General features: G+C 71.9%; 18 protein-coding genes and 1 pseudogene. 9 read left to right on the top strand and 10 right to left on the bottom strand.

Going from position 1 to position 21,015, the window contains the following annotated elements; translation table 11 throughout:
• Positions 1 to 3: 3 nt before the first annotated feature.
• A complete protein-coding gene (locus tag KUM49_RS08395; protein ID WP_217236090.1) occupies positions 4 to 459 on the top strand; it encodes a Fur family transcriptional regulator in 456 nt (151 codons plus the stop codon).
• Positions 460 to 493: 34 nt separating this feature from the next.
• Positions 494 to 2,719 (top strand): catalase/peroxidase HPI, encoded by a 2,226-nt coding sequence (gene katG, locus KUM49_RS08390; protein ID WP_217236089.1) that lies wholly within the window; start codon positions 494 to 496, stop codon positions 2,717 to 2,719.
• Positions 2,720 to 2,922: 203 nt separating this feature from the next.
• On the opposite strand, the pseudogene KUM49_RS08385 reads toward katG, so the two are convergent.
• The 4 genes and pseudogenes from KUM49_RS08385 to KUM49_RS08370 form a co-directional block, all read right to left on the bottom strand.
• Positions 2,923 to 3,184 (bottom strand): annotated as a pseudogene (locus KUM49_RS08385) (sodium-independent anion transporter); the annotation flags it as partial.
• Between the two features lie 51 nt (positions 3,185 to 3,235).
• Complete coding sequence (locus KUM49_RS08380; protein ID WP_217236088.1) at positions 3,236 to 3,433, bottom strand: hypothetical protein; 198 nt, start codon at positions 3,431 to 3,433, stop codon at positions 3,236 to 3,238.
• 383 nt (positions 3,434 to 3,816) lie between these two features.
• A complete protein-coding gene (locus tag KUM49_RS08375; RefSeq protein WP_217236087.1) occupies positions 3,817 to 4,020 on the bottom strand; it encodes a hypothetical protein in 204 nt (67 codons plus the stop codon).
• Positions 4,017 to 5,108 carry an acyltransferase gene (locus KUM49_RS08370; RefSeq protein ID WP_308406569.1) on the bottom strand — a complete coding sequence of 364 codons (1,092 nt, stop codon included), beginning with the start codon at positions 5,106 to 5,108 and terminating at the stop codon, positions 4,017 to 4,019. Before KUM49_RS08370 ends, KUM49_RS08375 begins: the two co-directional genes overlap by 4 nt.
• A gap of 460 nt (positions 5,109 to 5,568) precedes the next feature.
• On the opposite strand from KUM49_RS08370, the gene KUM49_RS08365 reads away from it, so the two are divergent.
• Positions 5,569 to 6,687 carry a geranylgeranyl reductase family protein gene (locus tag KUM49_RS08365; RefSeq protein WP_308406574.1) on the top strand — a complete coding sequence of 373 codons (1,119 nt, stop codon included), beginning with the start codon at positions 5,569 to 5,571 and terminating at the stop codon, positions 6,685 to 6,687.
• A gap of 88 nt (positions 6,688 to 6,775) precedes the next feature.
• Here KUM49_RS08365 and KUM49_RS08360 read toward each other — a convergent pair whose 3' ends face one another.
• A complete protein-coding gene (locus KUM49_RS08360) occupies positions 6,776 to 7,306 on the bottom strand; it encodes an ABC transporter substrate-binding protein (RefSeq protein WP_217236085.1) in 531 nt (176 codons plus the stop codon).
• Positions 7,303 to 7,725: an Ada metal-binding domain-containing protein gene (locus KUM49_RS08355; RefSeq protein ID WP_308406568.1), complete on the bottom strand. Its 423-nt coding sequence runs from the start codon at positions 7,723 to 7,725 to the stop codon at positions 7,303 to 7,305. Before KUM49_RS08355 ends, KUM49_RS08360 begins: the two co-directional genes overlap by 4 nt.
• Positions 7,726 to 7,871: 146 nt before the next feature.
• Here KUM49_RS08355 and KUM49_RS08350 point away from each other — a divergent pair, with 146 nt between their 5' ends.
• Both KUM49_RS08350 and metF read left to right on the top strand, forming a co-directional pair.
• The gene (locus KUM49_RS08350) at positions 7,872 to 8,855 is read left to right on the top strand and encodes a carbohydrate kinase family protein (protein WP_217236084.1); all 984 of its coding nucleotides are present in this window, start codon (positions 7,872 to 7,874) and stop codon (positions 8,853 to 8,855) included.
• Positions 8,856 to 8,998: 143 nt separating this feature from the next.
• The gene (gene metF, locus KUM49_RS08345; RefSeq protein WP_217236083.1) at positions 8,999 to 9,898 is read left to right on the top strand and encodes a methylenetetrahydrofolate reductase [NAD(P)H]; all 900 of its coding nucleotides are present in this window, start codon (positions 8,999 to 9,001) and stop codon (positions 9,896 to 9,898) included.
• 55 nt (positions 9,899 to 9,953) lie between these two features.
• Here the strand turns inward: metF and KUM49_RS08340 are convergent, their stop codons facing one another.
• The gene (locus KUM49_RS08340; protein WP_217236082.1) at positions 9,954 to 11,462 is read right to left on the bottom strand and encodes an FAD-dependent monooxygenase; all 1,509 of its coding nucleotides are present in this window, start codon (positions 11,460 to 11,462) and stop codon (positions 9,954 to 9,956) included.
• 103 nt (positions 11,463 to 11,565) lie between these two features.
• Positions 11,566 to 13,218 carry an FAD-binding oxidoreductase gene (locus KUM49_RS08335; RefSeq protein WP_217236081.1) on the bottom strand — a complete coding sequence of 551 codons (1,653 nt, stop codon included), beginning with the start codon at positions 13,216 to 13,218 and terminating at the stop codon, positions 11,566 to 11,568.
• Between the two features lie 211 nt (positions 13,219 to 13,429).
• Here KUM49_RS08335 and KUM49_RS08330 point away from each other — a divergent pair, with 211 nt between their 5' ends.
• The 4 genes from KUM49_RS08330 to KUM49_RS08315 all read left to right on the top strand — a co-directional run bounded on the left by KUM49_RS08330 (position 13,430) and on the right by KUM49_RS08315 (position 17,965).
• Positions 13,430 to 14,236 carry a 2-amino-3,7-dideoxy-D-threo-hept-6-ulosonate synthase gene (locus KUM49_RS08330; RefSeq protein ID WP_217236196.1) on the top strand — a complete coding sequence of 269 codons (807 nt, stop codon included), beginning with the start codon at positions 13,430 to 13,432 and terminating at the stop codon, positions 14,234 to 14,236.
• The gene (locus KUM49_RS08325; protein WP_217236080.1) at positions 14,233 to 15,342 is read left to right on the top strand and encodes a 3-dehydroquinate synthase II; all 1,110 of its coding nucleotides are present in this window, start codon (positions 14,233 to 14,235) and stop codon (positions 15,340 to 15,342) included. The genes KUM49_RS08330 and KUM49_RS08325 overlap by 4 nt, the downstream gene beginning before the upstream one ends.
• Positions 15,343 to 15,409: 67 nt before the next feature.
• Entirely contained in the window at positions 15,410 to 16,795 is a 1,386-nt protein-coding gene (locus KUM49_RS08320; protein ID WP_217236079.1) for a class I adenylate-forming enzyme family protein, read from the top strand.
• 288 nt (positions 16,796 to 17,083) lie between these two features.
• On the top strand, positions 17,084 to 17,965 hold the full coding sequence (locus KUM49_RS08315; protein ID WP_217236078.1) for a bifunctional transcriptional activator/DNA repair enzyme AdaA: 882 nt from the start codon (positions 17,084 to 17,086) through the stop codon (positions 17,963 to 17,965).
• Positions 17,966 to 18,197: 232 nt separating this feature from the next.
• On the opposite strand, the gene KUM49_RS08310 is transcribed toward KUM49_RS08315, so the two are convergent.
• Positions 18,198 to 19,424, bottom strand: coding sequence for an MFS transporter (locus tag KUM49_RS08310; protein ID WP_217236077.1), 1,227 nt, complete (start codon positions 19,422 to 19,424; stop codon positions 18,198 to 18,200).
• Between the two features lies 1 nt (position 19,425).
• Positions 19,426 to 21,006, bottom strand: a complete 1,581-nt coding sequence (locus KUM49_RS08305) for a 4-hydroxyphenylacetate 3-hydroxylase family protein (protein ID WP_217236076.1) — start codon at positions 21,004 to 21,006, stop codon at positions 19,426 to 19,428.
• Positions 21,007 to 21,015 lie beyond the last annotated feature (9 nt).

Raw genomic sequence — 21,015 nt, 5'->3', positions numbered from 1 at the left:
GCCATGACTGCACCCCAGCCCCCGACCACTGCCGAGGAACTGCGTGGTGCCGGCCTGCGGGTGACGGCCGCCCGTGTCGCGCTGCTCGAGACCGTCCGGGGCGGGGACCACCTCGGCGTCGAGGCGATCGCCTCCGGGGTGCGCGACCGTGTCGGGCACATTTCGCTTCAAGCCGTGTACGAGGCCCTCCACGCCCTCACCGCCGCCGGGCTCGTACGCCGCATCGAGCCACCGGGCAGTCCCGCCCGTTTCGAGGGACGCGTCGGCGACAACCACCACCACCTCGTGTGCCGGTCGTGCGGCGTCGTCGCCGATGTGGACTGCGCGGTAGGCCATGCCCCCTGCCTGACCGCGTCCGAGGACCACGGCTTCTCGGTCGACGAGGCCGAGGTCATCTACTGGGGCCTGTGCCCCGACTGCACCACCGCTTCCACCGCTTCCACCGCCCTCAGTTCCTGAGCGTGTGTTTCACCCCGTTCGGAAGGATTTCCCCATGACCGAGAACCATGACGCGATCGTCACGGACCCGAAGCCGGAGGCGGCCGGAGGCTGCCCGGTCGCGCACGGACGCGCCCCGCACCCCACCCAGGGCGGCGGAAACCGTCAGTGGTGGCCGGAGCGCCTCAACCTGAAGATCCTTGCCAAGGACCCGGTCGTCGCGAACCCTCTCGGTGAGTCGTTCGACTACGCCGAGGCGTTCCAGAACCTCGACCTGGCGGCCGTGAAACAGGACATCGCCGAGGTGCTGACCACCTCGCAGGACTGGTGGCCCGCCGACTTCGGCAACTACGGCCCGCTGATGATCCGCATGGCCTGGCACAGCGCCGGCACCTACCGCATCAGCGACGGCCGCGGCGGTGGCGGCCGTGGACAGCAGCGTTTCGCGCCGCTGAACAGCTGGCCGGACAACGGCAACCTCGACAAGGCCCGCCGTCTGCTGTGGCCGGTGAAGAAGAAGTACGGCCAGTCCATCTCCTGGGCCGACCTCATGATCCTCACGGGCAATGTCGCGCTGGAGACGATGGGCTTCGAGACCTTCGGCTTCGGCGGCGGCCGCGCCGACGTCTGGGAGGCCGACGAGGACGTCTACTGGGGTCCCGAGACCACCTGGCTCGACGACCAGCGCTACACCGGCGACCGTGAGCTGGAGAACCCGCTCGGCGCCGTCCAGATGGGCCTCATCTACGTCAACCCGGAGGGCCCCAACGGCAACCCGGACCCGCTGGCCGCGGCCCGCGACATCCGCGAGACGTTCCGCCGCATGGCGATGAACGACGAGGAGACCGTCGCCCTCATCGCCGGCGGCCACACCTTCGGCAAGACCCACGGCGCGGGCCCGGCCGACGCGGTCGGCAACGACCCCGAGGCCGCCTCCATGGAGGAGCAGGGCCTGGGCTGGAAGTCCACCTACGGCACCGGCAAGGGCGGCGACGCCATCACGTCCGGTCTGGAGGTCACCTGGACCACCAAGCCCACCCAGTGGAGCAACGACTTCTTCGACATCCTCTTCGGCTACGAGTGGGAGCTGACCGAGTCCCCGGCCGGCGCCAAGCAGTGGGTGGCCAAGGACGCCGAGGCGGTCATCCCGGACGCGCACGACCCGTCGAAGAAGCGTCTGCCCACGATGCTCACCACCGACCTCTCGCTGCGCTTCGACCCGATCTACGGTGAGATCTCCAAGCGCTTCCACGAGAACCCGGCCGAGTTCGCGGACGCCTTCGCCCGCGCCTGGTACAAGCTGACCCACCGCGACCTGGGCCCGAAGTCGCTGTACCTCGGCCCGGAGGTCCCGGCGGAGACCCTGCTGTGGCAGGACCCGCTGCCGGTGGTGACGCACGAGCTCGTCGACGCCGCTGACGTCTCCACCCTCAAGAGCCAGATCCTCGCCTCGGGCCTCACGGTCTCCGAGCTCGTGTCCACCGCGTGGGCGTCGGCCTCGTCCTTCCGTGGCAGCGACAAGCGCGGCGGCGCCAACGGTGCGCGCATCCGCCTGCAGCCGCAGAGCGGCTGGGAGGTCAACAACCCCGACCAGCTGGCCTCGGTCCTGCGCACCCTCGAGGGCATCCAGGGGTCCTTCAACGCCGCCCAGTCCGGCGGCAAGCAGGTCTCGCTCGCCGACCTGATCGTGCTCGCCGGTGCGGCGGGCGTCGAGAAGGCCGCCAAGGACGCCGGCTTCGACATCGAGGTCCCCTTCACGCCGGGCCGCGTCGACGCGTCGCAGGAGCAGACGGACGTCGAGTCGTTCGCCGCGCTCGAGCCGGCCGCCGACGGGTTCCGCAACTACCTCGGCAAGAGCAACCGCCTGCCGGCCGAGTACCTGCTGCTCGACAAGGCGAACCTGCTCACCCTGAGCGCCCCCGAGCTGACCGTCCTCGTCGGCGGCCTGCGCGTCCTGGGCGCCAACCACGGGCAGTCCTCGCACGGCGTCCTCACCGACACCCCCGGGACCCTGACGAACGACTTCTTCGTCAACCTCCTGGACCTGGGCACGACGTGGAGCTCGACCTCGGAGGACCAGACCACCTTCGAGGGCCGCGACGCCGCCACCGGCGAGGTCAAGTGGACCGGCACCCGCGCCGACCTCGTCTTCGGCTCCAACTCCGAGCTGCGCGCCCTCGCTGAGGTCTACGCGAGCGACGACGCGAAGGAGAAGTTCGTGAAGGACTTCGTCTCCGCGTGGGACAAGGTCATGAACCTGGACCGGTTCGACCTGGTCTGATCGTGAACGATGCCCGGGCCGGCCCACAGGGGGCGGCCCGGGCATCGCCATGTGCGCCGCGCGGTCAGCGGCCGGCGAGTTCTCCCGTGAGCTTGCCGTGGAGGTCGGCGCCGGGGTCGTTCAGGCCGATGATCTCGACCGACTTGCCGCACTGGGCGTACCAACAGTTCGCCGGTCACCGAGTAGACGACCCGCGTGCCGTCGGAGGAGTCGGTGTCGGTGATGTCGTCGACGAGCTCGGCGGTCATCAGCGACTCCATCAGGCCGACCAGCGCATCGCGAGAGCGTAGGGGGCGATGACGGTCAGGGTGTCCATGGTGACGGCACGTCCGGCAGACCCGGCACCGGCAGTGAGGACGGCAGGGCGCCCTTGTCACCGACCGTCGGCACGGCGATCCCGACGGCGACGGTCAGGACGGTGAGGATCACGATCGAGACCGGCGGCGACGGGAATGACCGGGTGAGCACGATGGCCCCGGATCGTCCGATCCGGGGCCATGGCTGGGTGCGTTGTCGTCACAGAGCGGCAGCGTGGACGTCGGCGCCCGCCGTAAGCCCCTCGGTCGAAGCCACGGCCATGAGGTCGGCGCAGACGTCTGCGATCGGCGTCTCGACGGAGAGACCGCCGAAGCCGCCGACGGCGTGTCCGCCGGAGACGTCGTCCAGGTCGGTGTCGGAGATCTCGGCTGTTTCCACCGGGCCGGCAAGGTTCATCGCGCGCGGTTCCCTTCGCATAGGCATGTCGGACAGGCGTGTCGGAATGGCAGAGTTCGCCCGATCCACCAGGCGGGAACTCATCCGGCGACTTGCGCCACGCGCAGGATCAAAGCACGTCGGCAAAGGGGCGGCCAGCCGTCAAGGACCCGGGCGGGAGACGCGGCGGCGACCGGCTTCACGGGCATGACCACGCGGTGACCGCGCACGCCGAATCCTTCACGCGACCCGCGTCTGCGCTGCACGCACGACGGCTGCCACCGGTTCCGAGACGGACAGCCCAGCGCCTAGGCCACCGCAATCCGGCGCCGTCGTGACCACGGTTCAGGCTCCGAACGGCCTTCGGTGAACGGTGTGCAGGTTTGCCGGATCTTCGGCAAGCACTACGCGTCCCGCTCCCGCGGGTCACCGGGGCATCCGATCCTCAGGAGCTGGGACAGCAGGTCGGCCCGGCGCAGCAGCGGTCCGACCACGTCGCGGACGACGTCGACGGGTTCCCCGGCGGACTGCCCGTCCAAAGGAACTCGTGAGGGCGTACCGCCGTCCCACGCGCCCGTATCGAAGGCCCCCGTCCCGGCGCTGGTCATCGCGCCACGGCCATGGCTGGTTCCCACCGGCGCACGCGGAACCGGCCGTGTCGCAGCAAGGGCCGTTCGACCAGGACGTACGAGGCCAGGGCCGCCGCGACCGTCACCGCGATGCCGGCGGGGAGCAGCCGGTCGCCGTCCACGCCGAGGTCGGAGAGCAGCCGGATGACGGGGTAGTGCCACAGGTACATCCCGTAGCTGAGGTTGCGTCCGACCCATGCGAGCGCGGACACCGACAACAGGCGGGAGGGCCACGACCGCGGACACAGATCCAGCGCGGCCACCACCGTGGCCGACAGGACGGCGGCGGCCAGGAAGCCGACCGTGTACCAGACGGGGTTCCACCGGCTCGCTCCGGTGATCGGTACCTGCCAGGCGACCAGCCCCAAGAGCACGAGCGCGGGCCAGCAGAGCCGTCCCGCCCAGCGGCGCAGCAGCGCCAGCCGGGGGTCGTCGGCGCGCAGCCGGGCCAGGACGACGGCCAGCAGAGCCCCGATGAGGAGCTGGTCGGCGCGGGTGTCGGGGCCGTTGTAGATGCGGTGCGCCGCCGTGGGGTCCCAGAGCACCATCCGCCAGATCACCGGCAGGACGCACAGCGCCGCGACCCAGCCCAGGACCCTCCGTGCCGTGGCGTGCCGTAGCAGCACCAGCAGCAGGAGCGGCCAGGCCAGGTAGAACTGCTCCTCCACCCCGAGCGACCAGGTGTGGCTGAAGGGCACGGTCAGGTCCGAGTACGGGCCGGGCTCCCCAGCCCGTACGAGATTGACCACCGAGCCCGCGGCCAGCGCCGCCGCCGTCCACGCCCCGTCGAGCAGTGGCAGCGGGAGCGCCATGGACAGCAGGGCGACGACCGCGCACATCACCAGCATGGCCGGCACCAGCCGCAGCCACCGCCGCCGGTAGAACGACCACAGGCCGATGCGCCCGGTACGGGCGTACTCGGCGACGAGCAGCCGGGTGATGACGAATCCGCTGAGCGTGAAGAACACGTCCACGCCCACCGAGCCTCCGGGCACCAGGTCCGGCTCCACGTGATACACGATCACCAGCACCACGGCGACCGTCCGCAATCCGTCCAGCCCCGCCACCCGCCCACCACGCAGTGCCGACGAAAAGCCCCGCCCGCCGCGTCTGCGCCATTCCGCCGATGAGGGGGCGAGAGGCGGCGCCGCTCGCCCGTCCGGGCTCCGCTCGGTGGCCTCGTCTACCGTGCTCGGATGAGAGGTGCTCATAACGGCCGCGTCTGCCCTGCGCGCCGGAGGTCACACCCTTTCTCAGGTTCCTCACACGTTCAGCGCCGCTTTCCGGCCGCCGAAGGATGACCTTCAAGCGCCCGCCCGAGCGGCTGAATCAGGTGGCTGACCTTCCCCACCGCCCGCTCGGCCCGACGCTAGGTGACCCTTCGTATGCCCCCACCTTCCGCCCCCGCCCGTACACCCGACACCATGCCCGGCACCACGCCCAAGACCTGGGACGTGATCGTCGTCGGCGCCGGTCCGGCCGGCGCCACCGCCGGCCGGCGTCGCCGCCGAGAACGGCTGCGAAACGCTGCTGCTGGAACGCGCCGCCATCCCCCGCTACAAGACCTGCGGCGGCGGCCTCATCGGGGCATCCCTCGCCGCCCTGCCTCCCGGCCTGTCCCTGAAGGTCTACGACACGGCAGCGCAGTTCACCTTCGCCCTCAACGGCCGCGGAGAACGCACGCTCGCCTCCGGTTCCCCGACCATCGCCATGGTCTACCGCAGCGAACTCGACGCGGCGCTGACCGAGGCCGCCGCGGCGGCGGGAGCGACGGTCCGGGACAGCACCGCACTGACCACCCTGGAGCAGGAGAGCCGCACCGTCACGGTGAAGACCAACCGCGGAGACACACTCCGCGCCCGGGCCGTCGTCGGCGCCGACGGCAGCGCCGGCAGGGTCGCCCGGTACGTCGGCGTGCAATGCGCACAGGTCGACCTCGCCCTGGAGGCCGAAGTGCCGGTCGACGAACGGACGGCCGACCGTTGGCGGGGCCGTGTCCTGATGGAGTGGGGTCCGCTGCCGGGCTCCTTCGGCTGGGTCTTCCCCAAGGGCGACGTCCGCACCGCCGGAGTGGTGGCCGCCCGCGGCAACCCCACCGCTCTCCGCGCCTACAAGGAGGACTTCCTCACCCGCCAGGGACTCAACGGCCCTCGTCCCCTGCACGACACCGGCCACCTCACCCGGTGCCGCCGCCCCGACTCCCCGCTGGCCCGCGGGCGCGTGCTCGTCGCCGGTGACGCCGCCGCTCTCGTCGACCACTGGTCCCGGGAAGGCATCTCCTACGCGCTGCGCTCGGGCGACCTCGCGGGTCACGCCGCCGCCCGCCTAGTCACCGCCGCCGACGAGGCGGAGGAGACCCCCACCGCCGACCACTACGGACGGCAGGTCGACGACGTCCTCGGCGTCGAAATGCGCGCCAGTGGCGCCCTGATGAACCTGTTCGCCCGCAACCCCGGCCTCGTCCACACCGCGCTGACCCGCCTGCCCCCGGCATGGCGCCGTCTCGACGCCTACATCGCCGGCCGCACCAGCGTGGCCGGGATCATGGCCACGCCCATGGCCCGTAGCGCCACTGCCCTGGCCACCCGGCTCCCTCGGGCCCGCGAGAGCGCTCCTCCTGCGATCCGCTCCACCACTGAGGCCTGAGACCGACTCAATCAAGGCCGCCGCGTGGCCTCCTGGCGATGCAAACCGCCGAAGGCCACGCGGTCGGCCGCCTCGCGCAGGATGGCGGCTACTCGCCGTCGGACTCCACGACCCAGCCCCGGCGGATCGTCCACACCCTGCCGTCCGCCGTCGCGCCGCGCATCCCCTCCAGCACCTCCGGACCCGCAGCGGTCACCAGACGCGAGTCACCCGCGGACGCGAAGCCGAACGTGCGGCGCGGGTGCCAGTCGGTGCTGTGCCGGAGCCGGCGGCTCATCTGGGCCCAGCCGACCGGCGCCGCGGCCACCACCCAGGCGTCCGGCTCGGGACGGGTCAGCCGACGAGCCTGGCGCAGCCATGAGGCGGCGTCCTCGGGCCAGTCGACCACCGTGGCGAGATGTCCGCCGCTCCCGTGCCACGCGTCGGCGAACGCCGCGGCGGCGTCCCGCGACGCGGTGTCCCGGCCGTGCCCCAGCGCGACGCTGCCGCCGCGGAAGCCGCATGCATCCAGCAGCGCGAGCAGGCGGGCGATCTCCCGGTCGGTGTGCGGCCGGGCGGCGGGCCACGTCGCGTAGTCGGAGAGGGCGTCCGGAACCAGCCGGGGAGAGGGCTCGCTCATGACGGCTTCCCCTTCCGCCACGCCCGGTGGCGATGGGGCAGGCAGAGTGCGCACGGCCGGTACCCCGCGGCCACGGCGGTTGCCTCGTCCGCGAAGAACACCCGATGGCGCACGTAGTTCCCGCGAGCGATGTGCCGCAGGGCGGACGGGCAGTCCAGTCGTCCGTAGATCCGTCCGCGCCGGTAGCCGCCGAACCGGCCGGCCACGTCGCTGCGGTACGGCCGCCCGTCGCTGCCGATCAGTGTGTACCCGCGAGCCGCCGCCGCGGGGGCCGTCCCGTCGAGCCGTTGTGTGTCCACCAGGGCACTGTGCATCATGCCGGGCGGCCGTACCAGCGGTATCCGGACGTCCACTTCAGCGCCCACGATGGCGGGGTGCCGCACGACGACGGCGGCGGTGCGCCCGCGACGGGCGGGCACTTCGAGCGGCGCTTCAGCGGCGCCGGGCAGGCTTGCCTGTCAGGGCAGTCCCACGCTGCCGGGGCCCGGCCCGGCGTCCCGCGTGCCCCGGCCGCCGGGCACTGGGCCCGCACCCTTCGACCCCGGGTTCAAGGAGAGAGACCGTCGTGCGAATCGCCGTGACCGGCTCGATAGCCACCGACCATCTGATGTCCTTCCCCGGTCGGTTCACCGACCAGCTGATCGCCGACCAACTGGACCAGGTGTCCCTTTCCTTCCTCGTCGACCGTCTCGACGTGCGGCGTGGTGGTGTCGCCGCCAACATCGCCTTCGGACTGGCGCGGCTGGGGCTGACCCCGCATCTGATCGGCGCCGCGGGCGTCGATTTCGCCGAGTACGGCGCCTGGCTGCGTGCCGCCGGGGTGGACACGGACTCCGTCCGGATCAGCCGGACACTGCACACCGCCCGGTTCGTGTGCACGACGGACGAGGTGCAGAACCAGATCGCCACGTTCTACGCCGGTGCCATGGCCGACGCCTCAAAGATCGACCTCGCCGCGGTGGCGGCCCGCTGCGGGGGATTCGACCTCGTGCATGTCGGCGCCGACGCCCCCGAGGCGATGCTGCGCCACACCGAGACCGTCCGGCGCGCCGGCGTCAGCCTCGCCGCCGATCCCTCGCAGCAGTTGGCCCGCCTGGACGAGACCCAGGCACGGCACCTGGTGGACCGCGCGCACCTGCTGTTCACCAACGAGTACGAGGCCGCCCTGCTTCGGGAGCGCACCGGCTGGAGCGAACGGGACATCCTGCTTCGTGTCGGCACGTGGATCATCACCCGGGGCGCGGACGGCGTCTCCTTGTCGCGGTGCGGGCAGCCGCGTGTCGACGTGCCCGCCGTCACCACCGCGAAGATCGCCGACCCGACCGGAGTGGGGGACGCGTTCCGCTCCGGCTTCCTCGCCGGCCTGAGCTGGGACTGGCCCGACGAGCGCGCGGCGCAGCTCGGCTGTGCGCTGGCGTCGATCGTCCTGGAGACGGTCGGCACACAGGAGTACAAGCTGCCGGCCGTGGATCTGGTCGACCGTGTCGAGCGCACGTACGGGCACGACGCGGCCCGTGAGATGGAGCCGCGCCTGGCAGGGCTGTCATGAGCGGGCCGCGCGAAGAGCCGGCATCAGGGCGGCTCCCGCGACTGCCTGGAACCGCACAGTCCGTCCGTCCCCTTGGCGGTGGCGCGCGCCGAGTACCGGATCGGGGTCGCCCTGTCCGAGGAGTTCACCACGGGAGGCCGTTCATGAGCTCCGTGCGCGAGGCGCTGGCGAGCGGCGTTCCGTCGTTCTCGTTCGAGTTCTTCCCGCCGAGGACCGGCCAGGGCGAGCGCGTCCTGTGGAACTCCGTCCGCCGTGTCGAACCCCTCTCCCCCACCTTCGTGTCCGTCACCTACGGCGCCGGCGGCTCCTCGCGCGAACGCACCGTCGAGGTCACCCGGCGCATCGCCGCCGAGACCACCCTGCGGCCCGTCGCCCATCTGACGGCCGTCGGGCACTCGGTGGCCGAGCTGCGGCACATCATCGGCCAGTACGCCGACGCGGGGATCAGGGACGTACTGGTGCTGCGGGGCGACCCGCCCGGCGATCCGAACGGCCCCTGGACGCCGCACCCGGACGGTTTCACGTACGCCCGGGAGCTGGTCGAACTGGTGCACTCGCTGGGGGACTTCACCGTCGGTGTGGCGGCCTTCCCCGAGATGCACCCGCGCTCGCCGGACTGGGAAAGCGACATCCGGCACTTCGTCGACAAGTGCCGGGCGGGAGCCGACTACGCCATCACCCAGATGTTCTTCCGCGTCGAGGACTACCTGCGGTTGCGCGATCGGGTGGCCGCGGCCGGATGCGACATCCCGATCATCCCGGAGATCATGCCGGCCACCGACGTCCGCCAGATTCGCCGATTCGCCGAACTGTCCCACGCGGCCTTTCCCGAAGACCTCGCCCACCGGCTCGAGAGCGCCCGCGACGACGCCGCCGAGGGTTACCGGATCGGTGTCGAGCACGCCACCGCCATGGCCGGACGCCTCCTCGCCGAGGGCGCGCCCGGCCTGCACTACATCACGCTCAACAAGTCCACCGCAGCCCTCGACATCCACCGCAACGTGCTGGCCACGCGGATCACAAGGAGCGTGCAGGTCAGCTGAGTTGACCGATCCAAGGTCGCCGGTGTTTTGCCGGCCGAGTTCGGCCCGATGCGCTCTAGGCGGGGTCCCCGAACCAGCATCGCAGCGCCCCGGACAGGGCGCCCGCGTCCCCGGCGTCTCCCCGAGCCGACCAGGCGATGTACCCGTCGGGCCGCACCAGCAGGGCGTCCGCGCCGACCGGCTCGGCCGCCGTCGCCGTCACCACGTTCACCCGGAAGCGCCAGGGTTCCACGGCCTCCAGCAAGTCCTCCGAGTCGGACAGGAGGAGCAGCAACGGCTCCGCGCTGTGCAGGAGTTCGGCAAGGCTGGTGACCGCGTCCCCGGTCTTCAGCAGCACGTCGGGGGCGAAGCGGCCGGCCAGCGGGTCGCCGGGGCCGCCGGTGTCGTAGTGGACGTCGACGCCGCTGATCATGCCCCCGAGGTACTGGTTGACGTCGTCGAAGTGCATCATGCGGGCGAACAGGGTGCGCAGCGCGTCCATGCGGGGGTCGGGGTCCATGAGGGCGACCTGGGCGCGCACGTTCTCCAGGACCGCCTCGGCGATGGGCGCGCGTTCGGTCTCGTACGTGTCGAGCAGTCCGGGCGGCGCCCAGCCGTGCACCTCCGCGGCGAGCTTCCAGCCCAGGTTGACGGCATCCTGAAGGCCGAGGTTGACGCCCTGGCCACCGGCCGGGAAGTGGACGTGCGCCGCGTCGCCGGCGAGCAGGACCCTGCCGACGCGGTAGTGCTCGGCCTGCAGGGCGGCGTCGCTGAAGCGAGTGAGCCAGCTCGGTGAGTCCATGGGCACCGGGTGGCCGGCGATCCGCTCCACCTCCGCCCGGAACTCGTCCAGCGTCACGGGCGCCTGCCGGTCCGGATGCGGGCCCCGGAAGTCGTACGTGCACACTCGGCTGCGTCCGAACAGGTTGCGCCACACCAGGGTCCAGCCCCGCGGGTTGCGCTGCCAGCCCTGCGGCGCCCGGGCCGGATCCAGGAGGCGGACCTCTCCGATCAGGGCGCCGACCCGGGCGGGCGTGCCGGTGAACGGGATGCCGGTCAGTCTGCGGACGGCGCTGCGCGCGCCGTCCGCACCGACCACCCAGGACGCGCGCAGCGTGTCCGTGGCACCCCGGGAGTCGCGTACGGTCAGGCGCACGGCGTCCGGTTCCTCGTCGAGGCCGACGACTTCGCGGCCCCGCCTGATCCGCGAACCGAGCCGTTCGGCGTCGGCCGCGAACACCTCCTGCGCCCACGCCTGCGGGCTGCCCACCATCACCGGGCCCTCGGTGACGACGCGGCTCAGGTCGAGGTCGAACATGCCGGAGAAGTGGAACGGTACGGGCCCGATGCCCACCGGCGGGGCCGGTGAGCCGGGCTGCACGGCTTCGAGGAGCCCGCGCCGGCGCAGCGTCTGCGCGGTACGGGCGTGCAGCGTCCCCGCCTTCGACTCACCGGTCGGCGCCGGCAGCTTCTCCAGAACGGTGACGTGCACGCCCAGCAGAGCCAGTTCCCGGGCGAGCAGCATGCCGACGGGCCCGCCGCCGACGACGGCGACCTGGGTGTCCACGGCTGGGCTGTTCGGCATCGGAGCTCCTGCGGTGATAGGCGGCGGCTCTGGTCGAGCGGTCGAGTGCTGTACGAGGAGGAACACCGGCCCGCGCCGCCGGGTTGCACCGGCAGGAGTCGGCTCAGCTGCCCGGCAGCCGCACCGACTGCCGGTGCCGGAAGACGTTCGCAGGGTCGTACGCCTGCTTGACCTGCTGCAGCCGGCGGTAGTTGCCCTTGTAGTACAGAGCGTGCCAGGGCGTGCCCGAGCGGTTGAACTCCGGTGAACTGAGGTCGGCGTCGGGGTAGTTGACGTAGCAGCCGTCGGTCACCGCGCCGGGGACCGGGACGCCGCCGGTGTCGGCGTACATGTCGGCGTAGAACTCGCGCAGCCAGCGGACGCTGTCCTTCTCGTCGGCCGGGTCGTCCCACCAGATCATCCAGGCCAGCTTGTACGGGGCGTCCCGGTGGGCGCTCGCCGTGGCGTCCTGGGCGACGGCCGACACCTGGCCGGCGAAGGAGCTGAGCATGACCGAGGCCGTCGGGTTGCCGATGTCCGTCCGGGTCAGGTGGCGGTGGAGCACGGCGAGTTGACGCTCGGGGAAGCTCGCCTTCATGTACGCCGACTTGAAGTCGCTCTTCTGGGTCGGGTCGTTGGTGGTGGGGTTGGCCGTGCCCAGATAGCGGGCCGCCTGAAGCCACGGGAGGCGGCGCGGGGTGGCCAGGTCCGGCAGCGCGGCCAGCTCGCCCATCCGCGTGGTGACCGGTCCGCGTGTGGCGGTGACACCCTCACTCACCGCCGCGACGAACTCGTCGTGCAGCCGGGCGGCGCCGGGCACGCTCGCGTCGACGTGCGTGATCAGGCCCACGGCCCCGTTCGAGACGTGGTTGAGGGAGAGCAGGCTGCACACGGCGGTCGCCGGGTCGTCGGGGGCGGCGTGCCGCACGTGCCAGTCCGCGTAGTTGCGGACCAGCCGGGTGAAGGACCGCTCGTCCAGGTCGGACCAGTTCCAGGAGACGGCGCTGACCAGGACCTCCGGGGGCGGGGCCGGGAGCAGCCGGGCGGGGTCGGTGCCGCTCGCGCCGGGGCTGCGGAACCAGTAGCGGGTCACGATGCCGAAGTTGCCGCCGCCCCCGCCCGTGTGAGCCCACCACAGGTCCCGGTGGGGATCATTCTCCTCGCGGGTGGCGACGACGGTGCGCACGGTGCCGTCGGCGTTCACCACGACGACCTCGACCGCGTACAGGTGGTCCACCACCAGGCCGAGCCGGCGGCACAGCAGTCCCCAGCCGCCGCCGCTGACGTGGCCGCCCGCCCCGACCTGGAAGCACATGCCGGCCGGCACGATGACGCCCCAGGTGCGGTACAGGCGCTCGTAGACGTCGAGGAGCTGGGCGCCCGGCTGCACCATGAAGGCGTTCATCGACGAGTCGAAGTCCACGTCCCGCATCGCCGACATGTCGACGACCGCCTGGACGTCGGGGCTGAAAACGAAGTCCTCCCAGCAGTGCCCGCCGCTGCGCACGGTGATCCGCTTGCCGGCCCGGACCGCCTGCCGGACGGCGGCGGCGACCTGGGCGGTCGACCGGGGTATGTAGACCGCCTCGGGCCGCCCGACGTAGCGCTGGTTCCAGCCCCGGACGAGGTCCGGGTAGCGCGCGTCGCCCGGGGTGACGGTCACCAGTTCCTCCGGCTGGGCCACCGCCTGCTGTGCGGGCAGCAACACGCCGCCGCCGATCGCGGCGCCTGCCGCGAGCACACCCCGTCTGCTCACCTGTTCTCTGCCGTGCGTCATCTGGCATCTCCTCCCGCTCCACGGATCACACCCGGACGCGGTGACGCTAGGCAGGGGAGGGACGTTCCGGCACTCCGCATCTTGCGGCGATCTCGGCCCGGGGCACCTGGCTCGATTCTTCAGAAGCCACTGCGACAGTTCAGCCCGGGACCCCCCGCGGAATCCCATCCGAACTCTGTGACCAGGAACGAAGAGGGGTGTCATGTCGAGCATGCCGCTCACCGGTAAATCGGTGCGCCTCGCGCGATTGTCCCGGCCGGGAGACGGCCGGTTCCTGTTCGTACCGCTGGACCACTCCGTGTCCGACGGGCCCGTCACGACAGCCGCCGGATTCGGCGGACTGGTCAGTGCCATCGCGGACGGCGGCGCTGACGGTGTCGTCGTCCACAAGGGCAGGGCGCGCATGATCGCTCCGGCGCTGCTCACGCGCTGCTCCCTCGTGGTGCATCTGAGCGCGAGCACCGCCCACGGACCCGACATCAACGCCAAGGTGCTGGTCGGCGACGTGGAGGAGGCGGTCCGGCTGGGCGCGGACGCGGTCAGCGTGCACGTGAACATCGGCTCCGACACCGAGGCCGACCAGCTCGCCGACCTCGGCGCCGTGGCCTCGGCGTGCGACCGCTTCGGCATGCCGCTCATGGCCATGGTCTATCCGCGCGGTCCCCGCGTGGCCGATCCGACCGACCCGACACTCGTCGCCCATGTGGTGAACATCGCCGCGGACCTCGGCGTCGACATCGTCAAGACGGTGCTCGCCGCCCCGCCCGAGCGCATGGAAGAGGTGATCGCCTCCTCCCCGCTGCCCGTGGTGGTGGCGGGCGGCGGCTCCACCGACCGGAGCCTGTACGAGTTCGCGGCCGGCGCCATGGACCTGGGTTGTGCCGGACTCGCCGTCGGACGACGGGTGTTCACCAGCCCGTCGCCCGAGAAGGCGGTCCGGGAACTGGCCTCAATCATTCACCGCCGCGAGCTCATGTCCGAGCCCGCGCCGCAGACCGAGATGGCAGGTGTGTTGTGAAGTTTGCCTGGATCGACCTCCGAACCGTGCCCGCCGAACAGCGTGAGGCGGTCGTCGACGCCGCGATCCACGCACGCGTCGACGGCATCGTCGACAGCGACCCGGAGCGCCTCGCGCTGCTGCCGAACACCGTGAAGCGTGTCCTCGCGCCGGGCGGGCACGCCGGTGACGGGGCCCCGGAGGATCTGATCGTGCTGCGCGAGGTCGTCGACATCGACAGCCTCGGTGCCCTGGAGAGCCGTCACCGCGGCGGCGAGCAGGACACGGCCGCCTGGGTGAACGTCGTCGACGACCCCACGCTGAAGCTCGCCTGCGAGTCCGCTCGTGAACTGCCCTACACCGTGGTGGAGTTCAAGGACCCGACGAAGATTCCGCTGGAGATCGTGATCGCCGCCGCGGACGCCTCGCCGGGGCAGCTGATCTGCCAGGCCACCGACATCGAGGAGGCACAGATCATCGTCGACGTCCTGGAGAAGGGCTCCGAGGGCGTCCTGGTCGCCCCGCGCTCCGCCAACGACGTCTTCGCGCTCGTGGAGATGCTCCGGGTGAAAACCCCGGACCTGCAGTTGCAGACGCTCACGGTCGAGTCGATCGAACACCTCGGACTCGGAGACCGGGTCTGCATCGACACCTGCACGCACTTCGAGAAGGACGAGGGCATGCTGGTCGGCTCGTACGCGCACGGCTTCGTGCTGTGCGTGAGCGAGACCCACCCGCTGCCGTACATGCCGACCCGCCCGTTCCGCATCAACGCGGGCGCGCTGCACAGCTACGTGTTCGGAGCGGACAACCGCACCAACTACCTCAGCGAGCTGAAGGCCGGCAGTCCCGTGCTCGCCGTCGGCGCCGACGGCCGCACCCGCCGCATCGTGGTGGGCCGCATCAAGCTGGAGTCCCGTCCGCTGCTCGGCATCAAGGCCGTCTCCCCGGAGGGCGTCGAGGTCAGCCTGATCGTGCAGGACGACTGGCACGTCCGGGTGCTCGGCCCCGGTGCGGCGGTGCTGAACGTGACGGAGTTGAAGAAGGGCGACCAGTTGCTCGGTCACGTGGCCACCGACAAGCGCCATGTGGGCTGGCCGGTCGGCGAGTTCTGCGTCGAGAAGTAGGCGAAAGGCGACCGGGGCCGCCCTCGCCGCGGCTCCGGCGCCGCGGCGAGGGGGTCCGGTGGAGGCGATGACGCAACGGTCCTGGTGGGGTGCCGAACTACTCGGCCGCCACCCCGACGACGAGGTGTGGGCGCGGGCCGCGGACCGCGAGGTCACGTTCGGCAGGCTCCGACGCGAGACGGCCTGGCTGGCCGATGTGCTGCAGCAGTACGGCATCCGGGAGCACAGTACGGTCGCCCTGTACGGAAACGCCAGTTTCACGCACCTGTGGACGCTGTTCGCGCTGTGGTCGCTCGGCGCCCAGGTGGTGCTGGTGGAGGCCCGGCCCGGCCGGCAGGCACGGGATGTTCCTGCCGGGCCGGAGCGGGTGCAGTTCTCGGTGTCCCTCGGCGAGAGCCGCAAGCGGCCTCATGACTTCGTCGACGAGTGCGAGGTGCTGGTGCGCCGCCGCGCCGGCGGCTGTCCGAGCGCGAGCGGGCACTGCCTCGTGCAGTTCTCGTCGGGTACCACCGGGCGCCCCAAGGCGATCGGCCGGAGCCCCGAGTCGCTGCTGGAGGAACTGGACCGGCTCGCTTCGCTGGAGGGTATGCCGCGCCGCGGCGAGCGGGTGGCCGTGCTGGAGCCCGTCTCGCACTCCTTCGGGCTGATCGGTGGTGTGCTGCACGCCCTCGCGGCGGGCGCGACCGTCGTGATGCCGACCGCCCGCACGGCGGCGGCGACCGTGCGGGCGGCGGCCGACGCGCACGTGGTGCTGGGCAATCCGCACCACTTCCGCCGGCTGGCGCGGGCCGAGCCCGGACAACTGCCGCATCTCCGGCTGGCCGTGTCGAGCGGTGACGCCCTGCCGCCCGAGACTCCGGCGGTGTTCAGCGTCCGCCACGGGGTGCGCGTCGGCCAGGCCTACGGCACCACCGAGACGGGCATCATCGCCGCCGACCTCACCGGCCGCTTCGGCCCGGCCTGGGTCGGCCTTCCGGTCCCCGGCGTCCGTACCCGCGTGATCGGCGGCGTCCTGGAGGTGCACGTCCCCGCGTCCCCGTACCTGTACGAGGACACGCCGTGGGCCGGTGGCTGGATGTCCACGCGCGACCTGGTCACGCGTGATCCCCACACCGGTGCTCTGCGTCTGCGCGGAAGGGTCCACGGCGTCGGGGACGCCTCGCTCGACCTGCTGCGCATCGAGTCGGTGCTGCAGGCCCACCGGCACATCACGGACGCGGTGGTCCTCGGGGTCGGCCCGATCGAGGCGCACGTGGCGAGCAGCGCGGAACTGGACGGCGACGAACTGCACTCCTGGTGCCGCCGGTTCCTCGGTGGGGCGCCCGCGCCGGACCGCTTTCACCTGCTGAGGGAGCTGCCTCGCACGGCGGGCGGCAAGGCCGTGCGGGACCGCGGCGTTCTGCGCCGCCACAGGACGCATCCGCCCGGGGCGTGCCGCTGCGTCAACTGGTGAGCCGAGGGCTGCGGCCAGGCCGACGAAGCGGTGGCGGATGCCTCCGCCCGGCGCCTCGGACCGTGGCAGGACCGCAAGGCGGGGTCCCGCGCGAGCGGGTTCGGGGCGCGGCCGTCGTGGTCCGGTCGGTGGTTTTCCTCCTTTTTCTGCTGCCCGGGTGCTGCCGGAGTCGGTCGCGGCGAGAGCTCCGCGATCGGCGCCCGCCGCCGGCCCGCGGACGCCGCCCCGCCGCCACCCGCCGGAACAGCCCTGAGAAACGACCTCCTGGACGAGTGGAAGGCACGGAGCATGACGGTGACGACGACCGCCGCAACGCTGTACACCTGTGACGAGGCACGCTGGCAGGCCGTGCGGGACCGGGACGCCCGCGCGGACGGCCACTTCTGCTACGTGGTCACCACGACGGGCGTGTACAGCCGCCCGTCGTGCACGGTGAAGCTGGCCCGGCGCGAGAACGTCCGGTTCTTCCCGACCCCGGAGCACGCCCGCGCCGAGGGATACCGCCCGTGCCGCCGCTGCTGCCCCGATGACTCCGACCGGCACGCCGTGGCGGCCGAGGCTGTCGCCACGGCCTGCCGGATCATCGACGAGGCGCCGCTGCCGCCCAGCCTGGACGAGCTGGCCCGCAAGGTCGGCTACAGCCGGTTCCACTTCCACCGCCTGTTCAAGTCGTTCACCGGCATCACACCGCACGCCTATCTGGCGGCGGCGCGTGCCCGCCGGGTACGTGAGGCCCTGCCGCTGTCCGGGACGATCGCCGACGCCATGTACAGCTCGGGGTTCAACTCCGGTGGTCACTTCTACGCGGCGGCGACGGAGATCCTCGGCATGACCCCGAAGGAGTATCGCGCGGGCGGCGACGGGACGGACATCCGGTACACGGTGGCGGGCTCGTCGCTGGGGCCGGTGCTTGTCGCGGCGACGGACAAGGGCGTGTGCGGGGTGCTGACGGGGGACGAGGTGCCGGCCCTGCTGCACCGGCTGCACACGATGTTCCGGCAGGCCCGGCTCGTGCCCGCGGACGACGAGTTCGCCGCGGCCGTGGCCGCGGCCGTGCGCGAGGCGGAGCCCCCACAGCTGGGCCGCCAACTGCCCCTGCGGATACGGCGGTCGGCGCTCGCCGTGCGGGTACGACGAGGGGTGCCGACGGCTCCCGCCCGGAGCAGGTAGCCCAGGTCGGCCGCCCTTCTCGAAGGCCGTGCGACCGGGCACGCGACCGCACGGCAAGCCGGTTCACGGCAGGGTCCCGGGCCGGGCAGCCGCGACGGGCTGCGCACTCCCCGCACCGCACCGCCGAGCGGGTGCGCCGGCCGGCGACCGGCCTGCTTCGCCGCTCGCCGACCGGCGGGACCGGCCCGCCCGATCCGGGATCACGCGCGGGCGCACCCGGCCGGGAGCACGGTCAGTCCTGGGAGGGCGCCTCCCCCGCGACCTCGACCGACTGCCGCCCGGACGCCGCCGGACGCAACCGTCCCGAGGCCCAGGTCGCCGGCAGTGCCGCCACACACACCAGTAGTCCGGTGAGCATCGCGTCCCTCGCGCCGCCGTGCGACACGGCCGCGCCGCCGGCCACCGCCCCGACCGCGATGCCCGCGTTGACCGCGGACGCCGGCAGCGTCGCCGCGAGGTCGCGCCCGGGGCCGGCCAGCAGCCCGACCCGGTACTGGAGTGAGGGGACGAGGCCGAACCCGACCACGCCCCACAGCACGAGGGCGAGGGCCACCAGGGTCCGGGAGGACCCGGCGACATGCAGGACCGCCAGAGCCACGACCAGAGCGACATTCGCCCCGACGAGCGCACGCGCCGCGTCCCGGTCCGCGGCCCAGCCGCCCACGAACGTGCCGACGGCCGTCGCGGCTCCGTAGGCGAACAGGAAGACGGTCAGCCACGTGCCGGACACTCCCGTGACGTCCTCCAGGAACGGCGTGATGTAGGTGAACCCCGCGAACTGGCCGCCCAGCAGCAGGAATCCGACGCCGAGCACCGCCAGGACCCGGGGCGCCAGCGCGTGCCGGGACCGCGCCCACAGACCGCCCGTGCCCGAGCCGTCGACCGGCGGGACCCACACCACCGCCGCCAGCAGCGCCAGCGCACCGAGGACCACGACGGCCGTGAACGCCGCGCGCCAGCCCAGGTGCTGGGCCGCGAGGGTGCCCAGCGGAACGCCCAACGCGGTGGAGACGGCGATGCCGCCGAAGACCACGGAGATCGCGCGCCCGGTCCGCTCGGGCGGCACCAGGGCGGCCGCCACCGTGAACGCCGTACCGAGGAACAGGCCCTGCAGCGCTCCGGTGACGGCCCGGGCCGCGAGCAGCGTGCCGAAACCCGGGGCGAGGGCGGCGAGCAGGTTGCCCGCGACATAGCCGGCCAGGGACGTCCACACCACGGTGCGGCGCCGGATCCGGATGGTGAGCGCTGTCAGGAGCGGGCCGCCGACGCAGATGCCCAGTGCGTACGCGGTGACCAGGGTGCCCGCCGTGTCCACCGACACGGAGAGGTCGTCGGCGACGAGTTTCAGCAGGCCGACGACGATCAACTCGGCACTGCCCATGACGAAGGTGGCGAGGAAGAGGGCGGCGAGGGCCGGGCCCGGCCGTCGCCGCCGCACCTCAGGGAGGACGGAGGTCATGTCAGTGCCAGAAGTTCTTCCTCGCGCCTCGGAGCCCGTGGAACGAGTCGAGGTCGGGGACCGTCCACCCGTCGAGGTCGTACTCCTGAAGGCACTGCTCGGCGAATCCCTTGTACGCGTCCAGCTGGCCGTTCTCCATCTGGGCCATGAAGATGTCGCTGCGCACCGACTCGTGGTTGCCGGAGTAGTTGCGTTCGTACAGCTCGTGCCGGCCGCCGAACTCGGTGCCGACCGCGTCCCACAACAGTTTCATCAGCTTGACGCGGCTGACGGCGTCGTAGCCGTTGGAGCCGCGCACGTACTTGTCGAGGTAGGGGCGCACGTCGGGGTTCTTGAAGTCCTCGGCGCTGGAGTTGACGTAGATGAGGCCGCTGGCGACGTCCTGCTCGATGATCTCCTTGATGCGCGGATAGCCGATGGTCATGAACCAGCGGTAGGCCATGCCGTACTCCAGGCGCGGCAGCAGCGCGCCGTTCTTCCACTCCTCGGGGTTGCGGGCGGCGGCGTCGGTCAGGGCCCAGAACATGTTGCGCCAGGCGAGCACCTCGCCGATCCGGGCCTGGATGCCACGGAAGTCCTTGGTGCCGGTCATCTCGACGGCCTTGACCAGCAACCCCGCGATGAAGTCGATCTTCACGGCGAGGCGGATGCAGCCGTGGAAGGTCAGCCGCGGGATGAAGCCGGACTTCGGGGCGAACCCGTTGACCTGGTCCACGTCGCCGTAGAGGAAGACGTTCTCCCAGGGGATGAGCACCTTGTCGAGGACGAAGATGGTGTCGTTCTCGTCCAGGCGCGAGGAGAGCGGGTAGTCGAAGGGGCTGCCCATGACGGCGGCCGTCGCGGCGTAGGAGGGACGGCAGATCAGTTTCAGGCCGGGCGCGCCCATCGGGATGGTCGCGACGAGCGCGAACTCCTTCTCCTTGAGCGGCAGTCCGTAGTGCGAGATGAAGTTGTAGTGCGTGATGGCCGAGCCGGTGGCCACGACCTTGGCGCCGCTGACGACGAGACCGGCGTCGGTTTCCTTCTCCACGTGCACGAAGACGTCCTTGACCTCTTCGGACGGGCGGTGCCGGTCGACCGGCGGGTGGATGATCGCGTGGTTCCAGAACAGCACCTTCTCCTGGGACTCGCGGTACCAGCGCTGCGCGTTGTCCTGGAAGGGGGCGTAGTAGTCGGAGTTGGCGCCGAGCGTGCCGAGGAAGGCCGCCTTGTAGTCCGGGCTGCGGCCCATCCAGCCGTAGGTGAGGCGGGCCCACTCGGCGATCGCCTCACGGTCCTCGACGACGTCCTGGACGCTGCGCGGCGTGCGGAAGAACTTGTGGGTGAAGCCGTCGCTCCCGGTGTCGGTGCCGGTGGTCAGCACGTCGCGGCGGGCCGGATCGTGCAGGGCGTCGTACAGACGGGCCGTCATCCGGGCCGGATTGGCGAACGCCGGGTGCTTGGTGACGTCGTCGACGCGTTCGCCGTAGATGTAGACCTCGCGGTCGTCGCGCAGACTCTCCAGGTACTCGTCGCCGGTCAGGGGGCGGGTGGTGCGGGGAGCCGGTGCCGAGGCGGAGGCCTCGCCCTGCTGCAGCGTCATGGTGTGTCC

Origin of the sequence: Streptomyces sp. AC555_RSS877 (genome assembly GCF_019049245.1) — a bacterium.
Classification (GTDB): domain Bacteria; phylum Actinomycetota; class Actinomycetes; order Streptomycetales; family Streptomycetaceae; genus Streptomyces.
The sequence above is the reverse complement of the archived record's forward strand: the minus strand, read 5'-3'. Positions and strand labels throughout refer to the sequence as shown.